The sequence below is a fragment of the Vibrio sp. D3 genome, assembly GCF_043995865.1.
In the GTDB taxonomy this organism is placed as follows: Bacteria; Pseudomonadota; Gammaproteobacteria; order Enterobacterales; family Vibrionaceae; genus Vibrio; species Vibrio diabolicus.
The window spans coordinates 1216427-1242268 of record NZ_CP171887.1 but is presented as its reverse complement, the minus strand read 5'-3'; the positions used below and the strand labels follow the sequence as shown (position 1 = coordinate 1242268).

The 25842-nt window shown below is 44.7% G+C and carries 27 protein-coding genes; 14 read left to right on the top strand and 13 right to left on the bottom strand.

Going from position 1 to position 25842, the window contains the following annotated elements:
* Positions 1-79: 79 nt before the first annotated feature.
* The 3 genes from pspC to pspA are packed head-to-tail and all read right to left on the bottom strand — an operon-like array spanning position 80 to position 1381.
* Entirely contained in the window at positions 80-469 is a 390-nt protein-coding gene (pspC, locus tag ACHFJ9_RS13825) for an envelope stress response membrane protein PspC (protein ID WP_012841944.1), read from the bottom strand.
* Positions 462-695 carry an envelope stress response membrane protein PspB gene (gene pspB, locus ACHFJ9_RS13820; RefSeq protein WP_005393293.1) on the bottom strand — a complete coding sequence of 78 codons (234 nt, stop codon included), beginning with the start codon at positions 693-695 and terminating at the stop codon, positions 462-464. Before pspB ends, pspC begins: the two co-directional genes overlap by 8 nt.
* Before the next feature lie 14 nt (positions 696-709).
* A complete protein-coding gene (pspA, locus tag ACHFJ9_RS13815) occupies positions 710-1381 on the bottom strand; it encodes a phage shock protein PspA (RefSeq protein WP_005393294.1) in 672 nt (223 codons plus the stop codon).
* Positions 1382-1613: 232 nt separating this feature from the next.
* On the opposite strand from pspA, the gene pspF reads away from it, so the two are divergent.
* The 6 genes from pspF (at position 1614) to ACHFJ9_RS13785 (ending at position 8068) form a co-directional block, all read left to right on the top strand.
* Complete coding sequence (gene pspF / locus ACHFJ9_RS13810; protein WP_046874789.1) at positions 1614-2624, top strand: phage shock protein operon transcriptional activator; 1011 nt, start codon at positions 1614-1616, stop codon at positions 2622-2624.
* A 205-nt stretch (positions 2625-2829) separates the two neighbouring features.
* Positions 2830-4449, top strand: coding sequence for an ABC transporter substrate-binding protein SapA (gene sapA / locus ACHFJ9_RS13805; protein WP_395357148.1), 1620 nt, complete (start codon positions 2830-2832; stop codon positions 4447-4449).
* Positions 4449-5411, top strand: coding sequence for an ABC transporter permease subunit (locus tag ACHFJ9_RS13800; RefSeq protein WP_046874787.1), 963 nt, complete (start codon positions 4449-4451; stop codon positions 5409-5411). Before sapA ends, ACHFJ9_RS13800 begins: the two co-directional genes overlap by 1 nt.
* The gene (locus ACHFJ9_RS13795; protein ID WP_005378123.1) at positions 5398-6285 is read left to right on the top strand and encodes an ABC transporter permease subunit; all 888 of its coding nucleotides are present in this window, start codon (positions 5398-5400) and stop codon (positions 6283-6285) included. The genes ACHFJ9_RS13800 and ACHFJ9_RS13795 overlap by 14 nt, the downstream gene beginning before the upstream one ends.
* Positions 6285-7280, top strand: coding sequence for an oligopeptide/dipeptide ABC transporter ATP-binding protein (locus ACHFJ9_RS13790; RefSeq protein ID WP_005378126.1), 996 nt, complete (start codon positions 6285-6287; stop codon positions 7278-7280). The genes ACHFJ9_RS13795 and ACHFJ9_RS13790 overlap by 1 nt, the downstream gene beginning before the upstream one ends.
* Positions 7277-8068, top strand: a complete 792-nt coding sequence (locus ACHFJ9_RS13785) for an ATP-binding cassette domain-containing protein (protein ID WP_006742848.1) — start codon at positions 7277-7279, stop codon at positions 8066-8068. The genes ACHFJ9_RS13790 and ACHFJ9_RS13785 overlap by 4 nt, the downstream gene beginning before the upstream one ends.
* Positions 8069-8150: 82 nt before the next feature.
* On the opposite strand, the gene ACHFJ9_RS13780 is transcribed toward ACHFJ9_RS13785, so the two are convergent.
* Together ACHFJ9_RS13780 and ACHFJ9_RS13775 are read right to left on the bottom strand one after the other, a co-directional pair.
* Complete coding sequence (locus tag ACHFJ9_RS13780; protein WP_005378129.1) at positions 8151-8540, bottom strand: DUF2750 domain-containing protein; 390 nt, start codon at positions 8538-8540, stop codon at positions 8151-8153.
* Positions 8541-8608: 68 nt separating this feature from the next.
* Positions 8609-9514 (bottom strand): manganese-dependent inorganic pyrophosphatase, encoded by a 906-nt coding sequence (locus ACHFJ9_RS13775; protein ID WP_145532263.1) that lies wholly within the window; start codon positions 9512-9514, stop codon positions 8609-8611.
* Positions 9515-9700: 186 nt separating this feature from the next.
* On the opposite strand from ACHFJ9_RS13775, the gene ACHFJ9_RS13770 reads away from it, so the two are divergent.
* Positions 9701-10915 carry a putative manganese transporter gene (locus ACHFJ9_RS13770; RefSeq protein WP_006742849.1) on the top strand — a complete coding sequence of 405 codons (1215 nt, stop codon included), beginning with the start codon at positions 9701-9703 and terminating at the stop codon, positions 10913-10915.
* Between the two features lie 77 nt (positions 10916-10992).
* On the opposite strand, the gene ACHFJ9_RS13765 is transcribed toward ACHFJ9_RS13770, so the two are convergent.
* From ACHFJ9_RS13765 to torE, 4 genes are all read right to left on the bottom strand, one after another.
* The gene (locus ACHFJ9_RS13765; protein ID WP_395357144.1) at positions 10993-12732 is read right to left on the bottom strand and encodes a glycoside hydrolase family 36 protein; all 1740 of its coding nucleotides are present in this window, start codon (positions 12730-12732) and stop codon (positions 10993-10995) included.
* 199 nt (positions 12733-12931) lie between these two features.
* Positions 12932-15394 (bottom strand): trimethylamine-N-oxide reductase TorA, encoded by a 2463-nt coding sequence (gene torA / locus ACHFJ9_RS13760; protein ID WP_041156583.1) that lies wholly within the window; start codon positions 15392-15394, stop codon positions 12932-12934.
* A gap of 25 nt (positions 15395-15419) precedes the next feature.
* Positions 15420-16604: a pentaheme c-type cytochrome TorC gene (gene torC / locus ACHFJ9_RS13755; protein ID WP_031780338.1), complete on the bottom strand. Its 1185-nt coding sequence runs from the start codon at positions 16602-16604 to the stop codon at positions 15420-15422.
* Positions 16605-16654: 50 nt separating this feature from the next.
* Entirely contained in the window at positions 16655-16834 is a 180-nt protein-coding gene (torE, locus tag ACHFJ9_RS13750; RefSeq protein WP_005378141.1) for a trimethylamine N-oxide reductase system protein TorE, read from the bottom strand.
* Between the two features lie 462 nt (positions 16835-17296).
* On the opposite strand from torE, the gene ACHFJ9_RS13745 reads away from it, so the two are divergent.
* Entirely contained in the window at positions 17297-18109 is an 813-nt protein-coding gene (locus ACHFJ9_RS13745; protein ID WP_065645351.1) for an ABC transporter permease, read from the top strand.
* A gap of 366 nt (positions 18110-18475) precedes the next feature.
* Entirely contained in the window at positions 18476-18601 is a 126-nt protein-coding gene (locus tag ACHFJ9_RS13740; protein ID WP_254903806.1) for a hypothetical protein, read from the top strand.
* Positions 18602-18684: 83 nt separating this feature from the next.
* On the opposite strand, the gene focA is transcribed toward ACHFJ9_RS13740, so the two are convergent.
* The gene (gene focA / locus ACHFJ9_RS13735) at positions 18685-19545 is read right to left on the bottom strand and encodes a formate transporter FocA (RefSeq protein ID WP_005393324.1); all 861 of its coding nucleotides are present in this window, start codon (positions 19543-19545) and stop codon (positions 18685-18687) included.
* A 299-nt stretch (positions 19546-19844) separates the two neighbouring features.
* Between focA and ACHFJ9_RS13730 the strand changes: the two genes are divergently transcribed.
* Positions 19845-20078 (top strand): TIGR02647 family protein, encoded by a 234-nt coding sequence (locus ACHFJ9_RS13730; RefSeq protein ID WP_005378148.1) that lies wholly within the window; start codon positions 19845-19847, stop codon positions 20076-20078.
* A 36-nt stretch (positions 20079-20114) separates the two neighbouring features.
* Here the strand turns inward: ACHFJ9_RS13730 and ACHFJ9_RS13725 are convergent, their stop codons facing one another.
* A complete protein-coding gene (locus ACHFJ9_RS13725; protein ID WP_074191120.1) occupies positions 20115-20573 on the bottom strand; it encodes a PACE efflux transporter in 459 nt (152 codons plus the stop codon).
* Positions 20574-20662: 89 nt separating this feature from the next.
* Between ACHFJ9_RS13725 and ACHFJ9_RS13720 the strand changes: the two genes are divergently transcribed.
* The 3 genes from ACHFJ9_RS13720 to ACHFJ9_RS13710 are packed head-to-tail and all read left to right on the top strand — an operon-like array spanning position 20663 to position 23026.
* The gene (locus ACHFJ9_RS13720) at positions 20663-21541 is read left to right on the top strand and encodes a LysR family transcriptional regulator (protein ID WP_005390908.1); all 879 of its coding nucleotides are present in this window, start codon (positions 20663-20665) and stop codon (positions 21539-21541) included.
* 22 nt (positions 21542-21563) lie between these two features.
* Complete coding sequence (locus ACHFJ9_RS13715) at positions 21564-22391, top strand: NAD-dependent epimerase/dehydratase family protein (RefSeq protein WP_170891304.1); 828 nt, start codon at positions 21564-21566, stop codon at positions 22389-22391.
* Positions 22388-23026, top strand: a complete 639-nt coding sequence (locus ACHFJ9_RS13710) for a YdcF family protein (protein ID WP_394623293.1) — start codon at positions 22388-22390, stop codon at positions 23024-23026. The genes ACHFJ9_RS13715 and ACHFJ9_RS13710 overlap by 4 nt, the downstream gene beginning before the upstream one ends.
* A 62-nt stretch (positions 23027-23088) precedes the next feature.
* Here ACHFJ9_RS13710 and ACHFJ9_RS13705 read toward each other — a convergent pair whose 3' ends face one another.
* Both ACHFJ9_RS13705 and cysS read right to left on the bottom strand, forming a co-directional pair.
* On the bottom strand, positions 23089-23667 hold the full coding sequence (locus tag ACHFJ9_RS13705; protein ID WP_005378154.1) for a thymidine kinase: 579 nt from the start codon (positions 23665-23667) through the stop codon (positions 23089-23091).
* Positions 23668-23754: 87 nt separating this feature from the next.
* Positions 23755-25137, bottom strand: a complete 1383-nt coding sequence (gene cysS / locus ACHFJ9_RS13700) for a cysteine--tRNA ligase (protein ID WP_005390902.1) — start codon at positions 25135-25137, stop codon at positions 23755-23757.
* A 203-nt stretch (positions 25138-25340) separates the two neighbouring features.
* On the opposite strand from cysS, the gene ACHFJ9_RS13695 reads away from it, so the two are divergent.
* Positions 25341-25835 (top strand): peptidylprolyl isomerase, encoded by a 495-nt coding sequence (locus ACHFJ9_RS13695; RefSeq protein WP_005390900.1) that lies wholly within the window; start codon positions 25341-25343, stop codon positions 25833-25835.
* Positions 25836-25842: the final 7 nt, after the last annotated feature.

Here is a 25842-nt window from a genome sequence, read left to right as displayed (position 1 = left end):
TGCTTTAAAATTAGTAATTTGTGACAAAAAAGCAGGCTTTGCGCCTGCTTCGTTTAAATCTTCTTTGGATGCGGAGTGTTTAGAGCTTGCTGAACTCCCGATTCACCCTATATGTATCAGACGTAACATACGCTTCCATGTTACGGATTTTGCCATCAAGGCGGTCAAAATCGCGTTCCAACACACTGAGCAATTGGTCCGGACTTTGTCCTTTCTGCCAAGGCTTACTTTTAAGTGTGTGTTCTTGTTGCGCTCGGATATTTTCAGAATACGTCACTGGTTGCTTTTCTAACATAAACGCCATAGCGACGTATGCTAATAACACCAAAAACGTACCGCCCAACAGCGCTGCAGAAATCACTACAATACGAATCAACCAAACCTCTGCACCAAAGTAGTTGGCGATTCCGGCGCAAACACCGGAGATTTTGCCATTTACTGGGTCACGATACAGCTCTCGATTAGTCATACTTGCGTCTCCATGTTGGTGACTCAGCATCCAAGATGCGCTCCAATGTATCAACTCGGGACTGCATCGCTTCCGCTTTTTCAGATAGTACCTGAAGGCGCTCTAAATCTTGGCTCGACAGTGCACTATCTGTTTTGCGTTTGCTGCGATAGTGTAAGAAGAGCCATAGTGGAGCGACAAAGATTAAAAAGACAATCACTGGTCCTGCTATAAAAAATGCCGACATAAATGGCTCCTTTGTTATTTATCTTTCGATGACATCTGTTCTTTCAGTTTTGCCAACTCTTTTTCGATTTCGTCTTGAGCTTGAAGCTCTGCAAACTCTTGCTCTAGCGATTTTGCATTACCAGTTTGTGCGTACAAATCTGCTTCTGCTTCCATTTCATCCACTTTACGCGAGTACTGCTCAAACTTCGCCATCGCTTCATTAGTACGGCTAGTGTGCAGGTGTTTTTGCACATCACGACGGTTAGAGGCGGTTTGGTTACGAATTGCTAGTGCTTGCTGTTTTGCACGCGTTTCTGCAATTTTGCTTTCTAACTTACCGATCTCGCCTGTAAGCTTGTCGATCGTTTCTTCTACTAACGTCTGCTCAGTGTGAAGGCCTTTAATCACTTGCTCAAGCTTTTGCTTTTCAATTAATGCTGCACGAGCCAAATCTTCACGCTGTTTTACCAACGCTAGGCTCGCTTTTTGGCTCCATTCGCCAATTTGCTCTTCTAACGTTTCAACTTTACGAGCCAACTCTTTTTTGTCTGCAATCGCTTTAGCCGAGTTAGTACGCACTTCAACAAGTGTGTCTTCCATTTCTTGAATGATAAGACGGATCATTTTTTCAGGATCTTCCGCCTTGTCCAGTAATGCACTGATGTTTGAGTTAACGATATCTGCAAATCGAGAAAAAATACCCATAACGGAACTCCTCTTTTTTCCTATTAAAACTCGACAAGGTGGTGATTGACCTTGCGTCTCCCTGAATACATTACAAGTAGCATGCCAACTTAAAATTACATTTAAAATCAGCAGTTTATGCATTTTGTTGTCGTTATGCACTATTATGCTATGATGTTTTTCACCAACTGTTGGTGAAATTCACCAACTCCATATGTAAATCATGGCTCGGCTGTTAAATAAGAAGGACTTTATGAAGCAAAACCTGATTGGTGAATCACCTGCTTTTCTCGCCGTACTAGATAAAGTATCACAACTTGCGCCTATTGAGCGTCCAGTCCTCATTATCGGTGAACGAGGAACGGGTAAAGAACTCATCGCTCAGCGTTTGCATTATTTATCAAGACGTTGGGATAAGCCACTACTATCACTCAACTGTGCGACCTTAAGCGAAGGACTAATAGATTCAGAGCTATTTGGCCATGAATCCGGTTCTTTTACAGGTTCTAAGGGCAAGCATAAAGGACGTTTCGAACGCGCCGAAGGCGGCACTTTGTTTCTTGACGAATTGGCCACCGCACCACTTTTAGTTCAAGAAAAGCTGTTGCGTGTCATCGAATATGGTGAATATGAACGAGTTGGCGGTCATACCGCTCTCAATGCGGATGTTCGACTTGTTTGTGCAACCAATGCGGACTTACCAAAATTGGCGGAACAAGGCGATTTCCGTGCCGACTTACTCGATCGTTTAGCGTTTGACGTCATCATGCTGCCTCCTCTTCGTGAACGAAAAGAAGACATCCTGTCTTTAGCAGAGCACTACGCGATGAAGATGTGCCGTGAACTTCAGCTCGAATATTTTGTCGGTTTTACCTCAAAAGCACAGCATTCGCTTCTTGAATATGAATGGCCAGGTAATGTCCGTGAACTAAAAAACGTGATTGAACGTGCTATTTACCAACATGGTCTCAATGCCGATCCAATTGATGAACTGATTTTCAATCCTTTTGAAACAGTTTGGAATAACACGCTTGGTCATAATGCCGAGCAAGCCGAACAGCAGCAAGAAGAGGAAGCACCAAGCAGCGCAGTTCAATTCCCTCTAGACTATAAACAGTGGCAAGAAGAGCAAGACATCCACTTACTCAATCGCGCATTAGAAGAGGCCAAGTTTAATCAACGACAAGCAGCCGAGTTACTTGGTTTGAGCTACCACCAATTACGAGGGATGGTTAGAAAATATGGTTTAGTCGGGCAAAGCTAGCTTGGTCGAAGGTGCTTGATCGGTTAGCGAGCGAGTGACAGCGCTCTAATTTGTATGTCTTTCAAGCATAACACCTTACAGTGTATGGATTTTATGTTTGGAGCGAGTTCACAAAGGTGATAAATTAGCGAGATCATTTTCGCTTGTTAGCTCTGAAAGAGTAAGATCAAATGAAACAAGCAAGATCCAATGAACATTTCATATTATGAATGCTTTTATAAGATTATCGCTGAGCCTTATTGGGATTAGCCTACTGACCGCTTGTGGTGATGAAATTGACCACAATGACATTCGCAAAGCTGGCTTTGTGTTTTGCGGACAAGGTAAGCCAACCACGTTTAACCCTCAGCTTATTGATAGCGGTATTACCGCAGAGGCACTGAGCCCGCAGTTGTACGATACGCTGCTCACGCTCGATCCTAAATCACATCAGCCAGTAGCAAATATCGCTGAGAGTTGGTCTGTGAATGAGTCAGGAACGGAATACACATTTAAGCTTAAACGTAATGTTCAATTCCAAACCACGTCCTGGTTCACTCCCACTCGCCCATTGAATGCAAAGGATGTGGTATTTAGCTTCAAGCGAATCATTGATGTAGACCATCCTTTTCACCAAGTAGGTGGTGGTTTTTATCCATGGTTTGCAGGGTTAGATTTTCAAAACCTGCTGCAAGACGTGACTGCGATTGACGAGCATACGGTAAGGTTTACCTTATCTCAGCCAAATTTTTCCTTCTTGGCAAATATTGCCACCAGCCATGCTGTCATATTGTCTGCGGAGTACGGACAGCAACTGGCAGCAAAAGATCATAAAGAAGAAATCGACCAACTTCCTATCGGTACCGGCCCATATCAACTAAAAGAGTACCAAGTGAACGACTTGATTCGTTTGGAACGTCACTCTAACTACTGGAAGTCACCCGCGAAAATGGAACAAGTGGTGTTCGATATCTCTCATCGAGGCACTGGTACCTTGGCGAAACTTTTAAGAAACGAGTGCGATGTGCTCTCTTCGCCTATTTCAAGCCAAATACCCGTTATTCAAGAAAATGACAATCTTGAGCTAACTGCTACGCCAGCCAACAACGTATCCTTTATTGCGATCAACACTGAAACGACCGCACTTAGTGATGCTCGCGTCCGCCAAGCACTTAACTTAGCGATTAACCGTCAGAATATTTTAGATTCGGTTTACTACGGAACTGGCTCGCAAGCTTATACATTGCTACCGCCTAATTCATGGGCCTATCAAAAGGACAGCGTAAAAATTCGTTATGACCGTAACTATGCATTAGCACTACTCCGTGATGCTGGCTATGAAGACGGTCTAGAGCTGACCATGTGGGTACCACTTGAACCACGCGCCTTTAACCCAAGTCCTCGCAAGACCGCGGAGCTAATCCAAGCGAATTTTGCCGATATTGGGGTTGAGTTAACGTTGCTAACCGATGATAGATTCGAACGTGTGGATTTAGAGAACATCAACGACATCGATTTACTTTTAACTGGTTGGATTGGTGATACCGGGGACCCTGACAACTTTTTCCGCCCGTTATTATCTTGTGAGTCTGATCGCGTTGGCCTCAACGTATCGATGTGGTGTAACGATGATTTCGATTTCTTGCTCGATTTGGCATTGGAAACCCAAGAACCGCGTTACCGTCTGAACCTATATCGCCAAGCGCAGAACATTTTAAATCAAGAATTCCCGGTAATTCCTCTGGCACATGGTGTGCAATTCCGTGTTCACGACAAATCACTGACAGGCTTCAAATCAAGCCCTTTCAATGCCCAACCGTTTGATAGAGTTGAGAGAGTTCACTGATGTTTTGGTATACCGTTCGACGCTTTAACCTATTTTTCATCACTTTGATGATCCTCACGTTAGTGGGCTTTTCTCTGCTTCGCCTCGACCCCCTCTCGCACTGGGCAAACGTTGATTTTTGGTCAGGTTGGCAAACTTATTTAATCAACCTTTCTCAGCTTGATTTTGGCATAAGTAAAAACGGCAACGCGATTTATGACGAGCTCGCCGTCGTATTCCCTGCCACTTTGGAACTGTGCTTTTTTGCCTTTTTGGTGTCCCTTTTGATCGGCATTCCGCTTGGAACCGTTGCTGGGATGAAGCAAGGTAAATGGCTCGACACCAGCATTTCATTCATGTCGATGTCTGGTTATTCCGCTCCAATTTTTTGGGTGGCTCTGCTACTTATCATGGTTTTTTCATTGGAATACCAACTCTTTCCCGTGGCAGGACGGTATGACCTACTTTATGAAATTGATCATGTAACCGGATTTGCCATTATCGATGCATTCATGGCGAAAGGTGAATACCGCGCTCACGCACTGCAAAGCGTCATTGAGCATATGGTGCTGCCATGTTTGGTGCTCGCTTTGGCTCCAACCACGCAGGTTGTCGGACTAATGCGCTCTTCGGTGGCGGAAGTGATGAGCCAAAACTACATTCGTGCAGCGAGAATCAAAGGTCTCTCTAACCGCGAGATCGTTACTCAACATGTGCTGCGTAATGCGATACCGCCTATCATCCCCAAAGTCGGTGTTCAGCTTTCCAGTATGATTACCTTGGCTATCATCACTGAATCTATTTTTAACTGGCCAGGTATTGGTCGTTGGTTGTTAGATGCATTGGCAAACCAAGATTATGCATCAATCCAAGCTGGCGTGATGGTACTTGCGACTTTGGTTCTCACCGCTAATATTCTCTCTGATTTGATTGGCGCGATGATTAACCCTCTAGTTCGAAAGGAATGGTATGCTAACAAATAACGTTTATCAGGAAGAACGCATTCCAACTCAGTTTGAGCGATTTTGGCGAAGTTACCGCGCCAACGGGCTAGCCATGTTTGGCCTATGGTGCTTGGTATTTATCGTCCTAATTACCATTTTTGCGCCACTGCTTGCGCCGTTTGATGCCCAAGCACAGTCAGGCGAATTGCTTGTGCCGCCATCATGGGCCCCAGCAGGAACGGTTGATTACTTTTTGGGAACCGATGACTTAGGCCGAGACATTCTGTCACGCTTGATCATGGGCTCTCAACTTACATTTGGTGCAGCCGTTGCCATCACTGCGATTGCCGCGGTCGTAGGTTGTTTGATTGGCGTATTAGCAGGCATGACGAAAGGCTTACTCTCAAGTACCCTCAATCACTTGCTCGATACTGTCATGTCGATTCCCTCGCTGTTATTAGCAATCATTTTTGTGGCATTTCTAGGTTTTGGTGGGTTCAACATTTTACTCGCGATCTGCTTGGCATTGATTCCGCGTTTTATTCGTTCTGTTTATATCGCAGTCCACACCGAAGTTGAAAAAGACTACATCATGGCGGCACGCCTTGATGGCGCTAATGATTTCTACTTACTGTGGAGTTCAATTCTTCCCAACATATTGACGGTTATTGCTGCTGAAATCACGCTCGCGCTCTCTGCTGCGATTTTAGATATTACTGCGCTGGGTTTTCTTGGCTTAGGCGCACAAGCCCCAAGTACTGAGTGGGGAGCGATATTAGGTGACTCTGTCGAGTTGATTTATATTGCACCTTGGACCGTAACCCTACCCGGCCTAACCATCATGTTTACCGTTATTACCCTAAACTTAGTAGGTGAAGGTGTACGTCAAGCGCTTAATGCGGGGATCGAATAATGCCGTTGTTAGATATTCGACATTTGACTATTGAGATTGAAACCCCTCAAGGGTTGGTCAAAGCCGTGGACCGAATGAGCCTAACTTTGAATGAAGGCGAAATTCGTGGTCTTGTAGGTGAGTCTGGTTCAGGGAAAAGCTTGGTTGCAAAAGCGATTGTTGGGGTAAGTAAAGATAACTGGCGCATTACCGCAGACCGTATGCGCCTTGGCAATATTGACTTGCTTCAGCTTACGCCAAAAGAGCGTCGACGTGTCATTGCCCGTGATATTGCGATGATCTTCCAAGAGCCATCAACCTGTCTTGATCCTTCAGAAGAAGTGGGACGTCAATTGATCGAGTCCATCCCATCTCGCGCGTTTGAAGGGAAATGGTGGGAGCGATTTAAATGGCGTAAAAAACAAGCCATCGCGCTTCTGCATAAAGTAGGCATTAAAGATCACAAGCGTTTAATGGGTAGCTACCCTTATGAACTGACTGATGGTGAGTGCCAAAAAGTCATGATTGCCATGGCGATAGCGACCAAACCAAAGTTGCTAATCGCAGATGAACCAACGAACGACTTGGACCCGATTACCCAGTCGCAAATATTGCGTTTATTGAGCCGTATGAACCAGCTCAATAACACGACCATTCTGCTTATCGGTCACGACTTAGCGACCATCACACAATGGGCGGGCCGCATTACGGTAATGTATTGTGGTCAGTCGGTAGAGTCTGCCGATACCAGTAAAATCATTGCAGCACCCAAGCACCCGTATACAGATGCCTTGCTTAAAGCGATGCCAGACTTTAATGATTGGGTACCACACAAGCAAAAACTCCAATCCCTACCGGGCTCGATTCCGCCATTGCAGCATCTGCCAATCGGTTGTCGACTCGGTCCACGTTGTCCGTATGCGCAGAAACAATGTGTTGAAATTCCACACACCAGACGAATTAAGAATCATAAATTTAACTGCCACTTTCCATTGAACACGGAGAAAAAGTCATGAGTGCGTTACTTGAAGTCGATAATTTATCGAAGCAGTTTGTTACGCGCTCCCGACTATTCAAACGTCAGGTTAATGAGGCTGTCAAACCGGTGAGCTTTACGTTAGAGCCGGGGCAAACTATCGGTTTTATTGGCCAAAACGGTTCAGGAAAATCCACTCTTGCCCGTATGCTTGCAGGCGTTGTAGAGCCAAGCTCCGGAGAGATCCGTGTGAATGGCGAACGGTTGGAGCACAAAGATTACGCGACACGCTGTAAGCTCATTCGCATGATTTTCCAAGATCCAAACACATCGCTCAACCCGCGTATCCAGATTGGCCGTATTTTGGAAGGTCCGTTAAAGCGAAATACCAACATGCCGCCAGATGCACGCATGCAGCGTGTGAAGAACACCCTACTCCGCGTCGGATTGTTGCCTGAACACGCCTATTTTTATCCACAAATGCTAGCAGCAGGTCAAAAACAGCGCGTGTGTTTAGCTCGTGCGCTTATTCTTCAACCTTCCATCATTGTCGCTGACGAGGCGTTAAACGGTTTGGATATGGCAATGCGCTCACAGATCATTAACTTATTCCTCGAGTTGCAAGAAGAGATGGGATTGTCATTTGTGTATGTATCTCAACACATTGGCATTGTTAAGCACATCACTGACAAAGTGATGGTGATGCATGAAGGTGAAGTGGTCGAGTTTGGCGAAACTAACCAGGTACTCACTAGCCCAGAACATCCGATCACTCAACGCCTAGTCGAAAGCCACTTCTATAAGGCGCCAAGCCACCAAACAAAATAGCCTATCAAAGATGTCATCGTGCAAATGTAAAGAAGCCTGCGTTAAAGCAGGCTTCTTTATTGTATGGGTACTAATCAAAAAACTAACGGCGGCTCGCTTGTTTGCGCAGTTCAAAATCAAACTCGTCAGGAAACAATACCACCCCTTCTTCATTTTGATTTGGGAATACAACAATCGATAGCTCGTCATCCTCTAGACCAGAGGTCCAACGACTGTGCCACTTGTTTAGAGAGATCGCTTCTGGCTCGCAATCTTCCCAATCACCATTCGCCCATTGCAAAGCAAACTCTTCGTTTGGCCATACTGGTACACAATCATCATCTTCTGTATTTAACATGACACAGCCATGTTCATCTTTCAGAATCCAAACTTTACGATTCGCCACAATCTCTTTTACGCAGTACTTTAAACGTTGCTCTTCGTTGTAACGATTGATGGTATCCATCTGCTCTTGGGTCAGTTGCTCAGACATATTCGTCTCCTATTTCCCATAGAAAAATGCCCGCAGCTAGGCGGGCATTTAAAGTATATGCTAGAAAATTAAGCTAGCTCAGTTTGAAGCCAAGGCCAACCTTGCTTCTTACGGCTTAGCGTGTTTTCCATCATTAGCATGCCGTTTTTTTCGTGCTTAACAAGCTTCTCAGCCCACTCACCTTTGTATAGAAGACGAGTTTGAGCAGTCGTGATGTCTGTTAGCATTACAGCAGCAAATGCAAGGTTATCTTTTTCGCAACGCGCTTCTAGATCCGCTTCTAGTGCTTCGATCATACCGTCAACTTGCTCTAGTGTTGCAAGCTCAACCTGACCTACTACTACGTCACGACCGTTGAATGGGTAACCTTTAAGATCTTTCTCAACAAGCTCAGCCGCAGATAGACCTTCGATGTTTGTCTTAGCAATTAGAAGATCTTTAGTGAATGCGTCAACATCTTGTACGTCTGCGATTACCGCTAGCTCAGCAACGGCATCTTTGTCTTTTTGTGTACAAGTTGGAGAAGCGAAGCCTACTGTGTCAGATAGAATTGCTGACATCATTAGCTTAGCGATTTGTGGAGTAATCGCGTGACCTTCAATCTTGAACATGTTGAATAGAACAGTGTTGGTACAACCAACAGGCCAGATCCATGCTTCCATTGGGTTTACTGTCATCACGTCACCTAGGCGGTGGTGGTCAACAATACCCGCAATTTCAGCTTCTGCGATATCGTCTGGTGCTTGTGCTAGATCTGAGTAATCTACTAGCCAAACGGTCTCACCCGCAACTGATGTGCGAAGCTCAGGAACTTCAGCGCCAGCAACTTCTAGGATGTGCTGAGTTTCACGGTTGATTTCGCCTTGGCGAATTGGCATAGCTTCAACGCCACGCGCTTTTAGAAGTTCAGTTGCAACGAGTGCACTACAAATACTGTCACTGTCTGGGTTCTTATGACCTACAACTAGAATCATGTTTCTTCCTATTCAAGTCAATTTTATACGCCGCCTAATACAGTTAATTAGGGCGTGTTTGCTCACAAAGGCCGATACTTTACCTGATTTAAGAGAGTTTGACACGAAGAAAAGTTCACAATGCTATTGCGAATAAATCTCATTTACATATAATGATAATTATTCCTATTTGCATTTGAGTAAACGATGAACGCGACCCAATTTTTACACTCTGCACAACAGTTGTTTCAGCCTACTCAGTTTCGTTTAGCTTATAAGCGATTGCTGATCCCTATCGTCATGCTCATTTTGCTAGGCAATGAAAATACACGTGACGTTGCCGTACAGACGTTATCCGACTCATTCTGGGCGGTGTCATGCTATGTTGCTGCCACATTGGCTATTTATCATTATCTTTCAAACTTTATGTCGAAAACCAATCGAATTACTGAGCTATACCATCGCTCGCGTAATCATCAGGTTTTCTTTGCTTCTTTATTGGGTGCTTTGCCTGGCTGTGGTGGCGCTATTGTTGTGACAACGCAATTTATTAGTGGCCGAGTGGGATTTGGTGCGATTGTCGCGGTACTTACTTCAACAATGGGTGACGCTGCCTTTTTACTTCTTGCCGCCAAACCAAGTGTTGGATTAGGCGTGGTTGGATTAGGCATAATCGTGGGTACTCTTTCAGGGCTGGTCGTTAATGCTTTTCATGCTGATAACTTTCTGCGCCCAGAGCCAAAAGAAGCACTTCAGACACATGCTTGTTGCCAACACCAGACAGACCGACACACGCCTCTTGAACAACGTGCAATCAATCTACAAGGCGCATTTTGGAAATGGCTTATTGTGCCTGCTAGTGTCGTTGCTGTGTTAATGTCTTTCCAAATCGATATTAATCAGCTGTTGTCTTTGCAGGCCAATACCATTGAATGGCTGGGCGCTATCTTCGCGGTGATCACAATGTCGTTGTGGGCGATGACAAAAGAGCTCGGCGATTATCAGTCAACGGTCTCTGAAGATGAAAAAATCGTGGACTCACACCCGATTCAAAAAGCAGCCCAAGATACGAATTTCGTCAGTGCTTGGGTGATCGTGGCGTTTCTGGCGTTTGAACTGACGACCTATTTTTCTGGAATCAATCTCGTAGAAACCTTTTCTCATTGGGGGATATGGATGCCATTAGCTGGCTTAGCCATTGGTATGCTACCTGGTTGTGGTCCGCAAATTTTAGTCACCAGCCTTTACATCTCTGGTGCAGCCCCACTTTCGGCGCAGCTGGCAAATGCGATTTCCAATGATGGTGACGCCCTATTCCCCGCCATTGCTATGGCACCGAAAGCCGCTTTGGTCGCGACTATTTATTCATCCATTCCTGCTTTTATCGTTGGATACGGGTATTACTTTTTATTCGAGTTCTAACGCTCAGGACGTCAAAACGAAAAAGGAGCCACAGTAGGCTCCTTTCTTGTTTTTATAATCGAACGATTTGGTTCACGTTATGCCGTGACGATCGCTTTCGCATTTAACCCTTTATCAACGCTAACCATTAATAACTGACAAGGTTCTTGGTTTAGCTTTTCTCCTGTCCAGTAATCATACCAATCCATCGGTTGATCAGACGTCAGCGTAAATTCCATCGCCCCGTAGCTGGCATAGTTAAACAAGCAGTGAAGGTCATTCTTCGTCGTTAGTTTTAAAAACGCATGATTTAAACTCAAAGCCGTGAACTTTGCTGACTCTTGGTTACGTTGTTGACGTAGCATGAGCTTAGCCAATGTCTTCTTTGCAAATGGCGTAATCTCAGGGAGCGGATCGCCAGACAGCAGCAAACCACCACACGCCAATAACACCGTGCGATGAAATTCATACTCTTCTCTGGATGCGGCTTGATTAGCTAATGACGTGAATGTCGCGCAATCCGGATCAATTTGCCACAGTTTTCGATGCTGCCAACTACGATAAAAGGTTTCTTTGGCTATCTGCTCGAAACGACGACTATGGCGTTCTACGTCATCAGAAACACGCATTGCATCCACAAGCCCTAGAGATGGCCACATTGGCGCGTTGCAACCTAAAAGCCACGCATCACCAGCGCCTTTAGCAATCGCTTCCATTCCTAAGCGATACGCCTCAACGCCTGTAATACCAGATTGTTTACGCACACCTTTCAAGGTGCCCCAATAGTTCGCGTCTAGCTTGAACAATTCAACGCCCCACTCTTGTCTCATGACAGAGACTACATTCGTCAGATGGTCTTGCACTTCTGGGTTTGAGGTATCGAGTATGTACCAAGGCGTGCAGCGCCAACCACCGTATGTGACATCTTCTGCTTTAAGTAAGCTTCCATCTTTGTGACGAACAAACCACTCTGGGTGTTGTTTGAAGATCTCCGACTCAGGTTGAGCAATAAAGGGTGCCATCCAAATCGCCGGCTTTTTGCCTTTTGCACGGATACTATGAATGAGCTCTTTCACACCACCAGAAAACTTATCCGATGGGATTAACCAATCGCCCATAAAGGCTTGATAGCCATCATCCAGAAGTACCCACTCTAGGTCTTCAAGCTTATCTTGCATGCAATCAACGTTCTGCATGATGTTTTGCTCTGTCACGTCTGCGTAGTAGGCATACCACGAACACCAACCGACAGGCGCATCTTGTGTCACACCTTGGCGAACAGGATGATGCTCTGCAATCATCTCTCCATAGATTTGATAAAGCTCAGACAGAGATTGGCCGCAGAGTACCGCCACGGATTCAAGTTGATTACTTTCCCAATCCGCCACTTGAGTAAACTCACCATCAATCGCGGCAGATAAAACCCAGTGTCCATCACGCAGTACAACATCAAAATAGCCCGCAAAGCGATGACATGATGTGAAGCCAAACAAGGTATAGCCAGCCGAGCCTTCCACCACTAAATAGTTGTAGTAACGTTTAGGGGCATCTTTGGGATAGATTCGATAAGAAGGGTTGTTGTCTGGACAGCGACCAATATCAACGGGATGGCTAACCGTTCCCGCTGTTTGCGCCAGCATTTGGAAGCCATCGCCAATCACGTTGGCCTCGTGCTCGTACAAAAACGACATCTCGAACAACACTTCACGGTCGGTAAACGTTTTATTGTGAAGCCCAGCAAAAGAAAAATGTAATTGATTACCCTCAACTTCAACTTGGAAGTCGTTGTTATTCACAGTGATCTCAATGTGATTTGCCAATTGAATGCTCTGAGCCATAAAGAGTCTACTCACTTAATTATTATTGTTTAGCTTGGTTCATTATCCCCTGCTTGTCCCACCCAATTCGTTATCAACGTCACGAATCCTACTGTCGTTTAGCGTCACAAATTTATTATTGAGATAACGCTCACTGAAATTTTGGTTAAAAAAATACCAGCCCGAAGGCTGGTATTTCGATTGATGTGAATTGCATTAATTAAGCAACTTCGATTGGGCCACCGAATGAAGTCACTGGCGGTACTTTGCCAGTGAACTTCTCGAAGTCTACGATACATGTGTTCGCAGAAGTCGCCTGCGCAAGTTCAGAAGAGCCAATGTCTTGCGTTAGCGTGTTAGGGTCACCGTAAGTACAGATTGCGCCCTCTTTCTCGTTTAGAGGACCGTACCATGCACCTTCTTCGATACGAATAACGCCACGTGGGTAGCTGTCAGTAAGAACAGCACCAGCTAATAGCTGACCACGACCGTTGAATACGCGCACTAAGTCACCGTCTTTGATGCCTTTCGCTTTCGCATCCGCTGGGTTGATGTAAACAGGCTCACGACCTTGCACCGCGTAAGTTGCACGGAACTCTTCAGATTCACACATTTGAGAGTGCAGACGCTTGTCTGGGTGACAAGACTGCAACCAGAATGGGTATTTATCTGAACCAGGGCCACCGTGTGAACGCTCTGATTTTTCGAACCACATTGGGTGTTCTTGACAGTGTTCGTAGCCGTAACGGCCGATCTTACGAGACGTGATCTCGATGAAACCAGACGGCGTACCTAGTGGGTTAAGCTCAGGGTCTTTACGGAAGTCCGCATGACGAACCCAAGGTTTACCTTCACCGAAGTCTAGTACGCTCTTCTCCCAGAACTCGTTGAATTCTGGCATTTCAAACTTACCTTCGTTCGCTTTTTTACAATCGTTGTAAAGGCTTTCGATCCATTCCATCTCGCTCATACCACGAGTGTATTCTTCGCGGCGACCAAAACGCTGAGTTAGTTCACTCATGATTTGGAAGTCAGGCTTAGATTGGAACAATGGATCGACGAGACGATGCATTGCAATCAGACCTTTGTTCGAGTATGAACCGTATACGTCGATGTCGTTACGTTCCCATTGCGTACACGCAGGTAGAACGATATCCGAGAAACGACATGTTGCAGTCCAAGCAAACTCGATCGTTACAACCGTTTGAAGTTTGCGGAACGCTTTCTTCATGCGGTTACGATCTTGATGGTGGTGCCATGGGTTACAACCCGAGATCACCATCATCTTGAAGTCTGGCAGTTTCACTTTACCGCCGTTGTAGTTGATCTCTTTGCCTGGCTCAAGCAGACAGTCGATCCAACGTGCTACTGGGATAGTACGGCTGTAACCGTTAAAGTCGTTGTTGTCCCACTTCGGCTTCATACCTTGGTCAAGGTTACGAGGGAAACCACCAGGGCCCGCGAAACCAGTTGAAGGTACACCGATACTTGAGTAGTGGTGACCGTAAGAGATGCCACCGCCAGGTAGACCGATTTGACCAACCATTGCCGCAACCACAGCCGCCGCCCAGTATGGTTGCTCACCGTGCTCTTGACGCTGGATACACCAACCCATCAGGATCTGTGTACGACCACTTACTAGCATACGCGCGAATTCGCGAATCTTGTCCGCTTTCACGCCACAGATAGCCGCAGCCCACTCTGGTGTTTTCTCTACTTTGTCTTTTGTCTTACCTTGAACGTATTGAATAAACTCTTCAAAGCCTAGACAGTAAGTATCAATGAACTTCTTATCGTACAAGTCTTCGTTGTACAGCACGTGCGCCACAGCAAGCATGAACGCTACGTCTGTCAGCGGGTTAATGTACAAGTGATCGTTCTCTAAGTAGCGCTGAGTCTTGTTCTTCACTGGATCTACAGATAGAACGTTGATCTCACCTTTCGCTACTTTTTCTTTTAGTTGTGCTAGGTACTTGAACGACTCATGCGTTTCACAGTTCCAACCTACTTGAAGGTTTTTCACTGGGTCGTTAGCCCAAAGAACGATGTTGTCAGAGTTCTCTAGGATTTCAGACCAAGACGTACCTTGTGCGTAAACTTCGGTTGAACCAAGTACGTAAGGCATGATGGTTTGACCTGCACCCGTCGAGTAGTCACCTACTTTCGTGATGAAGTTGCCGTGCATACCCACTGCACGTTGCATGTGCGCGGTACAGTTGTTGAATGAACCTGTTTGGTTCCAACCTGTTTGACCTGCGTGTAGCGCCCATGGACCGTAGTCTTTTTGAATACGTTCTAGTTCGCGGTAGAACAAATCTAGCGCTTCATCCCAAGTCACGCGGATGAAACGGTTGTTACCGCGAGTATCCGCGCTGTATTTATGTTTCTTCAACCAATCTAGACGAACCATTGGGTAACGCACACGTGAAGGGCTGTAGATAATACCCTTGATGCCGTTCAACATTTCTGTTGGGTTTTTGTCTAGCTCTAGCGGCTTGATCTCTTGAACTTTACCCGCGTAGATGTGGGCGCGGAACGCGCCCCAGTGAGAACCTGTTACTTTCCAAGTACCTGTCGTCTCAACAGCATTGGCAGAGGCTGACGCCAATAAGCTAGGACCAATAACTGACGCTGCACTTGTGGTTGCTACACCTTTAAGAAAACTTCTTCGTGTAATAGCCATTTAAATTACTCCAATCCGACGCTTATTAGTGGTGACCTTCAGCATAATCTGAAGAGTGTTTCTGTAGATACTTCAAGATCAGGGCTTCACTGTCTGTATCTAGGTTAACGAACGCCAACATACCGTCGAACATACCTGGCCAGGTGTTCGCGTCGAAGTGCGCTTCCGCAGGTTGCGTGTGACATACAGAACAGTTGGTTTTGTACGCTTCACGAGATTTTTCCCAAACAGGATTGATGTCGTTCAGCATAGACTCTTTCTTAAGCCATACTTTCGCCGCCACTTTTTCCCATGGAAGACCCGTTAGCTCATCCACTTTTTTCTCACCAGTCGTCACAATGTTGCTGTCTGTCGCTGCTTCTTTCATCAGAGACGCAGTCGCAATGTTCTTACCGAAGTCTTCTTGAATTACGCGACCAAAACCTTTCGCTTTACGCCAGCCATCGATTTCGATTTCAACAAACTCGCCTTTGTCTTCAAGAACTTTAACGGTCGATGCTGGATTAAGAAGACCGGCTTCTTTAGTGCCTTGTGCATCAAAGTAAATTGGTAGGTGACGAACACTCACTAGTTGCTGACCTACAGAGTAATCTGTATTTGAAGTCATACCTTCTAGGTCACCCACGATACCGCCGATGCTGTCCATACCTGCTGGCAGGTTATGCGCGATACCTTTATGACAGTCAACACAGCTTTGATCTTTCTCTGCTGCTTGCTTCATTTGGATACGAGCGGTTGGAGACATTTGCTCGAAATCCATCGATTCGTAGTTGTGACAGTTCTTACACTCTAAAGATTTGTTTGCCGAGAAACGATCCCATTCGTGTTTCGCAAGTTCGATACGACGCTCTTCGAACACACCCGGTTCGTCGTAGTTGCCAAATACCTGTGCAAATACCTCTTTAGATGCCTGCATTTTACGAGCAATTTTGTCTGTCCAGTTATGAGGAACGTGACAGTCAGGGCAAGTAGCACGAACGCCTGAATGGTTTTTCCAGTGAACCGTTTCTTGCAGCTCAACGTACACGTTGTCACGCATTGTGTGACAACTAATACAGAATTCTTCTGTGTTGGTTGCTTCTAGAGCGGTGTTAAAGCCACCCCAAAAGATAACACCAGCAATGAAGCCGCCCATAGTCAGCACACCTAGGCTGATATGTACAGCTGGGCGCGTCATGGTACGCCACAGTTTAATGATTAATGATTTCATTATTTGCTCTCTTAAAATCTTTTCAAAAGTGTGGTTATGAGCTCACAGGCTTACATGCCGTGCGCGCCTGGAGGTCCAAAGAAGAACACTTGCAACATCCAAACGATGAACCCGTAACCGCCGACAAAAGCCACACTCAGAATTGGGAAGAGAACAACTGCAATGAAGAGGAACGACTTCCACTCCAGGGAGCGTTTTTCACCACTCTCAATTTTATTAACATCACTCATACATTTGCCTATTTTGTATCTAGTGTTATTGAAAAGCCCGCGTAACCAAGCTTAAGTTTTTTACAATCTCTAATGGAAAATGTTAGACCATACTAATAGTAAGGTTCAATCAAATAAGAGCTCTCAGACCTTGTAATTCAACACTTTTTTGAGCTCATCCAGAGATGTGATTGATTGATGTTATTTATTAAAAAACATGAACAGATGTGACAAAATAAGTCTTTTAATCAATTGTTAAAGCAACAACATTTACCAAACATAAGTTACATTTGGATAGTAATTAACGGGTCATAAATTGGCTTAAAAACCCGTCAAAAGATAATCAGTTGTGAATAAAATGATGCAAAATAATGACGAGAATAGCGGTAAAGGTTTACGTTGAGAACATCAAAAAATGCACATTGATGTTCATGTAAAGGAGGAGCTTAGTTACAATTATTCGCGGATTTTCGAGGAGCGATTATGGATAGCGTGGTGGATATAAGTTGGACCAAACTGGCATTGTTTGGTCTGATTTTGTTGGTTCCCTTCTTTATTAATGCCCGCTACAAATTAGGGATTGCGAAAGACACAATAATTAGTGTTATTCGTATGACACTTCAGCTCATATTGATTGGCGTGTATTTAGAATATCTTTTTCAATTAAACAGCTTACTTGTCAATATACTTTGGCTTGCCATCATGTTACTGATTGGTGCAAGCTCAATTGCAGGAAAAGCTCGCCTGCCTAAAAAGCCACTTATGCTTCCTCTTCTTACAGGCTTGACCTGTGGCCTAATTCCACTTCTTATAGCGATTACCGCAGGCCTTGTGCAGCCATCCCCTATTTACAACGCCCAGTACATGATCCCACTTGCGGGCATGCTATTGGGTAACAGCTTAAGTAGTAACATCATCGCACTGCAGAATTTATTTACGGCTTTTGAACAGAGACAATCAGAATATGAGGCTGCTATCTCACTTGGTGCCTCTCCTCGTTATGCATCATTCCCCTTCATTCAAGAGGCCCTTAGAAAGTCACTTGCTCCAACTTTAGCCTCTATGGCCACTACAGGGCTGGTTACCTTGCCAGGCATGATGACTGGTCAAATTCTAGGTGGCGCAAGCCCGATGGTTGCAATTAAATATCAGTTGGTGATTATGCTGGCTATTTTCGTCATGTTGAGTACCTCCGTCGCTATTACGCTGGAGATGACACTGAGCTGGGTACAAACGAAAGAAGGCCGGATCAAAATAAAAATCCAACAACCAGAACCTACCAAAACTCATAGATAGTTTAAGCGTGTGAACAAAGCCAGTGAAAGGGCTTGTATTATCAAGTCAAACGCACTTTTAACTGAATAACTCATTCATTCTTTCAACATTCATCAAGACGCTTTCTGGAGAAAAGTCAGACAGAATTCTCTCGAGTATAAGCCTCTAATTTTATGAAATTTTCTTTGCAAGTTTAGATACGCACGGCCTTTGAGACAGGTTATCCACAGAAAATGTGGATAAACACCCTAAACCCATACGCAACCAGAAACATAGCAACATAAGTGATCAATCTAATCGTCATGCTTTGATCATTTGCCTGACATATTCTAATTTTAGAGTAAAGATAGTGACCACAAACTTGGAGAGACGTACATGGATGTCTTAATGATCAAAGAAAATTACGATGAACTCCTATCCGATGCACCTCTGGACTGGCTCGTTCAAGAACCAAAGGAAGTGACTTCTCATTGGCTCCCAACCGATTTTGGCATCAATGAAGAGCTGATTTAACTCACTCGATTTGTGTGAAACTTATCGACACGAATAAAAGAAAGGCGAACCATTTGGCTCGCCTTTCTTTTATTCTTTTAGATTTATCGTAAATGCTTGTCTTCATCACGTAGATAAATCATCCAATACCACATACCAACGAATACACCGCCACCAATGATGTTCCCTATCGTTACAGGGATAAGGTTATTTACGATGAACCCCATCATGTTTAAGTCCGCATAGTTTGCAATATCCGCCCCTGTCATTTGCCAAAATGCTTCCGGTGCAAAATATTTGATTCCAATCGCCATGGGTACTTGGAACATGTTCGCAATACAGTGCTCGAAACCTGCCGACACGAACATAGCTACTGGCAGAATCATGACCGCTATTTTGTCAGTTAATGTACGTCCACTAAACGTCATCCAAACAGCAATACACACCAGCACGTTACACATGATGCCAAGCGCAACAGCAGCAAAGAAACCATGGTGCAATTTGTGTTGAGAGATCGCCATCGCGTTGAGGCCAACTTGGCCGTGATCAAACATATACTGCTTGGTGACCAACATGCATGCTACCAACAAAAGAGCACCAACCATGTTGCCAAAATAAACCACAAACCAGTTTTTGATGAGCGCTTGCCACGAGATCTTTCCACTCGCTCGCGCTACCAATGTTAATACTGAGCTAGTGAAAAGCTCACCACCTGTAACGACAACAAGAATCAAACCAAGGCTGAAGGCTAGGCCACCGATTAGCCTGGTAATACCCCATGGAAGGTCGCCTGCACCTGTTGTCACCGTGGTGTAAAAGATGAACGCAATACCAATATGAAGTCCGGCAGAAATTGCCAATAAAAAAGATTTGATCGGTGCTTTAGTTGCTTTACCTACCCCCACTTCAGCCGCGCGTTCCGCAGCCTGAGGCGGTAATAGTGAGTCAAACTGATTGAAGTTCATTGTGGTGTAACATTTAGAAACAATTAAAGAGGCGCGGATAATCGCTCCATTTCCCTACTTTTTCAAGCGCTATTTGACATGTTTACTAAAAATGTTGTTATCGAGAGATCAACCGATAAAGGTCAACTATCATTCGCAATCGTAACTATCATTGATACTTAACAAGTATTCTGCCTTTCGAACAAAGATCCTGCGTTATATCAGCCTGATAGCGCCATACTTAACACTTCTTATCGTTTAATGTTGCTCAACTCTTCTTTTCAGACTAGCTTGGTAAAAAAAGCGTAAAGGAATCATTTATGAAATATTCAGCTGAACATATCGCCGAATTGAACCTACTTCTTCAGTTCGACTTAAGTAGTGCTGCAACTGGTATTAAAGTTCATACAGACGCGTCAGAAGAAATGCAGGCAGCCGTTGCTCGTCTATACGAGAAGCAACTTTGTACACAGCCTGATGGTGGTTATTTAACAGATGAAGGTATTGAAGTCGCAGAGCATGCGGATAAGATTTTAAGAGTCCTTTCTGTGTAATTTGAACAAAAACGCCACCGAATTCGGTGGCGTTTTTTATTGGTCCCTGCATTTTGTTCCTGCCGAAACCTGCGGTGCTAATCGTTTTTTCATTTTGCTAAATGGCTGAACCTTGTCGTACAACCAATTAAAGCCCGTGGCATAAAATAGGAAGAACACTAGGAAGCCAGCTTCCAACACCAGAGCTTGAAGAAGCGTAATTTCTAAGAACCAAGCAATGACGGGTATAGAGATAAAGATCAACCCTCCCTCGAATCCAATTGTATGCCCAAAACGCATCGCTAAACTTCGCTCAGTTCGATTGCTGCCAAAACACTTATCAAAGTACAAGTTGTAGATGTAATTCCACACGACGGTATACATGCTCAACCCAATCCCAACCAACGCGAGATCACTCGATCCCTTTCCGGTGATCAATGAAGCCGCTGGCACAATGATCGCGAGTGCGATTAACTCAAAAAGTACTGCATGAAAAATTCGTTCGTTACGAGTCATATTTCTCTGTCCAAATAGTTCTACTCAATGCTTAGAATTTTATCTATTATTCAGATAACAAAAAGTTAGATACCATCGGCAAAAGCGATATGTTTACCATCGAACAACTGCAAGCTTTCATTGCTACATCAGAAACCGGATCATTTTCAGGCGCGGCAAGAAAACTGGGGAGAGCTCAATCCGTAGTCAGCCAACACATCATAAATATGGAGGTCGACTGTGGTGTTGATCTATTTGATCGCTCTGGTCGATATCCGAAATTAACCGAGAGTGGCCTCGCGCTCATACCTTATGCACAAGCGGCAATCAGCCAACTAGACCGATTGAACAACAGAGCATCACAGCTTTTTTCAACACCAACGAATAAATTGGTCTTAGCCATTGATGAAGGGATTCCTCTGACTCGCTTGCCCGACGTGCTAAAAAATTTAGAGCAACGCTTTCCACATTTGCAAGTTGAATGCTTAACAGCTTCAAGTCCGGATATCATTGAATTGGTCAAATCGGAGCGCGCCACTACTGGGATTATTTTGAGTGACTTACAAATGCCAAGACATATCGACTTCACTAATCTTGGTAACATTGCGTTCGATGTCTATGTCTCTTCAACACACGCTCTGGCACAGCAACGCGTCACTCACATTGATCAACTCAAACAACATCGTCAACTGGTCATACGCTCCAAAAACGCAGAGCCATGTGGTCTCAATCAAGCATTCAGCCCGGATATCTGGTACGCTGATAACTACTATATTTTGTTGGAATTAGCGAATAAAGGGTTTGGTTGGTGCTTTCTTCCAGAGCATTTAGTCGCGTATTCACCGAACACACTGAAAAGAGTTGGGGATGATTTCACAAAGCTGGCTTGGCAAGTCAATGTTGACCTTATTCAACATCAGAAATGGCATTCAGATCCCCTCCATCAACAAGCCAAAGCAGAGCTGCTCAATCTATTCGAGCAGACATAAATAAGTAAGTAGGAAGACCCAAATGGCAAATACATTGATCGTAGGTGCAGGCTGGCTCGGAACTCCGCTAGCAGAAACTTTGATGAAAGACGGACACCACGTTGTCGTTACTCGTCGTAACCAAGCTCGGTTAAACGAGTTACCCGCTTCATTAACTCACTCCGCATTATTCGATTTTAATCAACTTAACGCGGCGAAACGGCTAGATGAGTTGCTTAAGCAACATCAAATTACTCACGTTGTCGGTGCTTTTCCCCCTGGTTTTCGTAAAGGACGCGGACAAGAATACGCCCAACAATGGCAAATGCTCGCAAACGCAGCAAAGCAAAACAACGTTGAAAAGCTCGTTATGATTAGCTCTACAACGGTGTATCCCAACCTGGCTTCTGATATGGAGGAAGCAGATGCGTCACTCTCTTTAGCAGCCGACAGCCCTTATTTCTCTGACAATGCACGTATTATGCTGCAAGCCGAGCAGCATGTTATCGACTCTAATATTAGCTTCGTCATTATGCGTTGTAGCGGGCTAATTGGGCCAGACAGGCACCCTTCTCGCTTTGCACTGAGACTAAAACAAGTCAGTCGTAAAGCGCCTGCTAATATGCTTCATCAAGATGATGCAGTATCGGCGGTCAAATTTGCTTTAGATAATTTAAGTAACCAAGTCATTAACGTGACCACACCGCATACCGTCAGCAAGGCGGAGTTCTACCAAGCCGCTATAAATAAGAGCGAAAGTGAGATACCTCTTCCACCAGTCACAGAACAAACAGATAAGCGCATTCTCGCAGACAAACTACTCTCACTTGGCTATCAATTTCATTTCAACTCAACTTTGGACGCGCTATGAAACTCTATCGACACATAGAAACACTTTGGGATTACATGCAACTCAAACATGAGCTGAAACCCGCAGACTGTTTGTTTGTGATGTGCAGTAACGATGTGCGTGTAGCGGAGCATGCAGCAAATCTGTACCACCAAAAGTTAGCGCCTTTGATTGTATTTTCAGGGGGAGAAGGCCGTTTTACCGATGGACTGTTTGAAAAAAGCGAAGCGGAAACTTTTGCCGAGATTGCCAAGATGTCAGGTGTGCCCAGTGAAGCAATTTTGCTCGAAACTGAATCCACCAATAGTGGAGAAAACGTTCGCTTTACTGAGCAACGATTGAAAAAAGAAGGAAAACATTGCTCATCGTTTATTCTGGTGCAAAAACCATTTATGGAACGCAGAGCCATAGCGACATTTGAAAAACAGTGGCAGTCACCCTACTCCCAGCTCCAGGTAAGCTCTACGGCTCATCCGTTTTTTGAATATATTAATGAAGACATGCCATTAATGATGGTGCTAGAAGCACTAATGGAAGATTTCTCTCGCGTAAAAAGCTATCCAGAGAAAGGGTTTCAAACCGAGCAAAACATCCCTCCGCAGGTAGAATCATCTTATCAGTTTTTGCTAGAGAGATTTGGTTTTGACTTAGTCTAAAGCCCTTTCTAGCAGACAACAAAAAGCCACCGATTACGGTGGCTTTTCTGTATTAATACGGATTATTTACCGAGTGCTTCTTTGTAATGCTGACGGCACACGGAGACATATTTGTCGTTACCGCCGATCGCAACTTGATCGCCCTCTTTAATCGCCACGCCATGTTCATCAGTACGAATAACCATATTCGCTTTGCGACCGCAGTGGCAGATCGTTTTGAGCTCAACCAACTTGTCTGCCCAAGATAACAGGTACTTACTGCCTTCAAAAAGTTCGCCTAGAAAATCGGTGCGAAGGCCGTAACACAATACTGGAATATGCAGTTTATCAACAACTTCAGTAAGTTGGTAAACCTGCTCTTTCGACAAGAACTGACACTCATCAACAAGAATACAGTGACGTTTCTCAACCTCATTCAGAGCTGCTATCTCTTGATATAAATTGGTATCCTGACGAAACAAGTGTGCGTCAGATTGAAGACCAATACGAGAGCTCACTTTACCGACACCAAAGCGATCATCTAGTGCCGCCGTAAAAATAACTGGCGTCATGCCGCGTTCTTGATAGTTGAAAGAGGATTGAAGAAGCGTTGTTGATTTACCCGCATTCATTGCTGAGTAATAGAAATACATCTGAGCCACAGAGCATTACCTAAAGTTAAAGTTTTAATTTATGGAAATGGAAAATAAAAGGGCTGAATTATCAGCCCTTTAAAATTGAAAATTCAATTACTTACGACGCCACGTTGTGCCTTCTGGACCATCTTCCAGAACAATGCCCATTTCGGTCAGTTTGTCACGAGCCATATCTGCATTCGCCCAATCTTTCGCAGCGCGAGAGTCGTTACGCAGCTTGATAAGAGCTTCGATTTCAGCCACTTCATCATCGTTACCTGCATCACCTTTTAGGAAGGCTTCTGGATCTTGGTGAAGAATACCGATCACATCTGCTAGTTCACGCATTAGCGCACCTAGCTCGCTCGCTTTCTCTAGGTTTTCTGTTTTCAAACGGTTAACTTCGCGCGCCATGTCGAACAGAACTGAGTACGCTTCTGGCGTATTGAAGTCATCGTTCATCGCTGCTGTAAAGCGAGATACATACTCTTCACCACCAGCAGGAGCAGCATTTAGATCCAAACCACGTAGAGAAGTGTATAGACGCTCAAGCGAAGCGCGTGCTTGGTTTAGGTTCTCTTCGCTGTAGTTTAACTGGCTACGGTAGTGACCAGACATAAGGAAATAACGAACCGTTTCTGCATCGTAGTGACCAAGTACGTCACGGATAGTAAAGAAGTTGCCTAGAGACTTAGACATCTTCTCGCGATCTACCATCACCATGCCACTGTGCATCCAAGTATTTACGTACTTAGTGTCGTGTGCACAGCATGATTGCGCGATTTCGTTTTCGTGGTGTGGGAACTGAAGATCAGAGCCGCCACCGTGAATATCAAAGTGATCACCTAGGATTGAAGAGTTCATAGCAGAACATTCAATGTGCCAGCCTGGACGACCAGGGCCCCATGGTGATTCCCACGTAGGTTCACCTGGTTTAGACATCTTCCAAAGAACGAAGTCTAGTGGGCTGCGTTTGGCTGTTTCGACATCAACGCGCGCGCCCGCTTGCAGCTGATCCAAATCTTGTTTAGACAGTTTGCCGTATTCGTCAAACTTGCGAACCTCAAACATTACATCGCCATTATCCGCAACGTAAGCAAAGCCACGTTCAATCAGTTTTTGAACAAGTTCGATGATTTCTGGAATAAACTGGGTTGCACGAGGCTCAATATCTGGGCGCTTCATGTTTAATGCGTCGAAGTCTGCGTGCATTTCACCGATCAAGCGCTCGGTCAATGAGTCACAAGACTCGCCATTTTCAGCCGCACGTTTAATGATCTTATCATCGATGTCTGTGATGTTGCGTACAAACGTTAGATCGTAACCTAGGTAACGAAGGTAACGTGATACCACGTCAAAGGAGACAAAAGTGCGACCGTGACCGATGTGACAGAGATCGTAGATGGTAACTCCACAGACATACATGCCGACTTTGCCAGCTGTAATTGGTTTGAATTCCTCTTTCTGTCTTGTGAGTGTGTTATATATCTTTAACATGATCTCTATCTATGATTGTGAATGAATAAAAGAAGGTCGAGTATATCAACTCCGACCTGGTTAGGTAATAGCAATTAACCGATAAAACGATAATCGGCTAAACTTCAAGCACAAAACGAAGAATTTCCTCTTCCTGAGTTTTTAAAGCACTAGAACTTAGGCTAGAATCTCGGGCTCAACACAACACAGTAAAGGAAAGTAGCATGATCACCCTTCACACTAATTTTGGTGACATCAAGATTCAACTAAACGAAGAGAAAGCGCCAGAGACTAGCGCAAACTTCCTTCAGTACTGCCGCGATGGCTTTTACGACAACACTCTTTTCCACCGTGTTATTGACGGTTTCATGATCCAAGGTGGTGGCATGGAACCTGGTCTACGTGAAAAAGCATCACGTGCACCTATCAAGAACGAAGCAAACAACGGCCTAAGCAACAAAGTGGGTACACTTGCTATGGCGCGTACTATGGAGCCGCATTCAGCAAGCTCTCAGTTCTTTATCAACGTAAACAACAACACATTCCTAGATTTCCGTAGCGAAAGCCTAGATGGTTGGGGTTACTGTGTATTCGGTGAAGTTGTAGAAGGCATGGACATCGTAAATAAGATCAAAGGCGTTAGCACTGGTTCTTACGGCATGCACCAAGACGTACCTCTAGAGGACGTAGTAATCACTGGTACAACAATTGAAGAATAATTCGTAA

Bases quoted from the DNA above. Each gene is read 5' to 3' on its own strand.
- pspA (WP_005393294.1), bottom strand. From the start codon at position 1,381: ATGGGTATTTTTTCTCGATTTGCAGATATCGTTAACTCAAACATCAGT.
- ACHFJ9_RS13710 (WP_394623293.1), top strand. From the start codon at position 22,388: ATGAAACTCTATCGACACATAGAAACACTTTGGGATTACATGCAACTC.
- torE (WP_005378141.1), bottom strand. From the start codon at position 16,834: ATGAGTGATGTTAATAAAATTGAGAGTGGTGAAAAACGCTCCCTGGAG.
- torC (WP_031780338.1), bottom strand. From the start codon at position 16,604: ATGAAATCATTAATCATTAAACTGTGGCGTACCATGACGCGCCCAGCT.
- ACHFJ9_RS13785 (WP_006742848.1), top strand. From the start codon at position 7,277: ATGAGTGCGTTACTTGAAGTCGATAATTTATCGAAGCAGTTTGTTACG.
- ACHFJ9_RS13715 (WP_170891304.1), top strand. From the start codon at position 21,564: ATGGCAAATACATTGATCGTAGGTGCAGGCTGGCTCGGAACTCCGCTA.
- ACHFJ9_RS13720 (WP_005390908.1), top strand. From the start codon at position 20,663: ATGTTTACCATCGAACAACTGCAAGCTTTCATTGCTACATCAGAAACC.
- pspB (WP_005393293.1), bottom strand. From the start codon at position 695: ATGTCGGCATTTTTTATAGCAGGACCAGTGATTGTCTTTTTAATCTTT.
- ACHFJ9_RS13695 (WP_005390900.1), top strand. From the start codon at position 25,341: ATGATCACCCTTCACACTAATTTTGGTGACATCAAGATTCAACTAAAC.
- ACHFJ9_RS13765 (WP_395357144.1), bottom strand. From the start codon at position 12,732: ATGGCTCAGAGCATTCAATTGGCAAATCACATTGAGATCACTGTGAAT.
- ACHFJ9_RS13795 (WP_005378123.1), top strand. From the start codon at position 5,398: ATGCTAACAAATAACGTTTATCAGGAAGAACGCATTCCAACTCAGTTT.
- ACHFJ9_RS13725 (WP_074191120.1), bottom strand. From the start codon at position 20,573: ATGACTCGTAACGAACGAATTTTTCATGCAGTACTTTTTGAGTTAATC.
- ACHFJ9_RS13730 (WP_005378148.1), top strand. From the start codon at position 19,845: ATGAAATATTCAGCTGAACATATCGCCGAATTGAACCTACTTCTTCAG.
- pspF (WP_046874789.1), top strand. From the start codon at position 1,614: ATGAAGCAAAACCTGATTGGTGAATCACCTGCTTTTCTCGCCGTACTA.
- cysS (WP_005390902.1), bottom strand. From the start codon at position 25,137: ATGTTAAAGATATATAACACACTCACAAGACAGAAAGAGGAATTCAAA.
- focA (WP_005393324.1), bottom strand. From the start codon at position 19,545: ATGAACTTCAATCAGTTTGACTCACTATTACCGCCTCAGGCTGCGGAA.
- ACHFJ9_RS13770 (WP_006742849.1), top strand. From the start codon at position 9,701: ATGAACGCGACCCAATTTTTACACTCTGCACAACAGTTGTTTCAGCCT.
- ACHFJ9_RS13775 (WP_145532263.1), bottom strand. From the start codon at position 9,514: ATGATTCTAGTTGTAGGTCATAAGAACCCAGACAGTGACAGTATTTGT.
- ACHFJ9_RS13740 (WP_254903806.1), top strand. From the start codon at position 18,476: ATGATCAAAGAAAATTACGATGAACTCCTATCCGATGCACCTCTGGAC.
- ACHFJ9_RS13790 (WP_005378126.1), top strand. From the start codon at position 6,285: ATGCCGTTGTTAGATATTCGACATTTGACTATTGAGATTGAAACCCCT.
- torA (WP_041156583.1), bottom strand. From the start codon at position 15,394: ATGGCTATTACACGAAGAAGTTTTCTTAAAGGTGTAGCAACCACAAGT.
- ACHFJ9_RS13780 (WP_005378129.1), bottom strand. From the start codon at position 8,540: ATGTCTGAGCAACTGACCCAAGAGCAGATGGATACCATCAATCGTTAC.
- ACHFJ9_RS13800 (WP_046874787.1), top strand. From the start codon at position 4,449: ATGTTTTGGTATACCGTTCGACGCTTTAACCTATTTTTCATCACTTTG.
- pspC (WP_012841944.1), bottom strand. From the start codon at position 469: ATGACTAATCGAGAGCTGTATCGTGACCCAGTAAATGGCAAAATCTCC.
- sapA (WP_395357148.1), top strand. From the start codon at position 2,830: ATGAATGCTTTTATAAGATTATCGCTGAGCCTTATTGGGATTAGCCTA.
- ACHFJ9_RS13745 (WP_065645351.1), top strand. From the start codon at position 17,297: ATGGATAGCGTGGTGGATATAAGTTGGACCAAACTGGCATTGTTTGGT.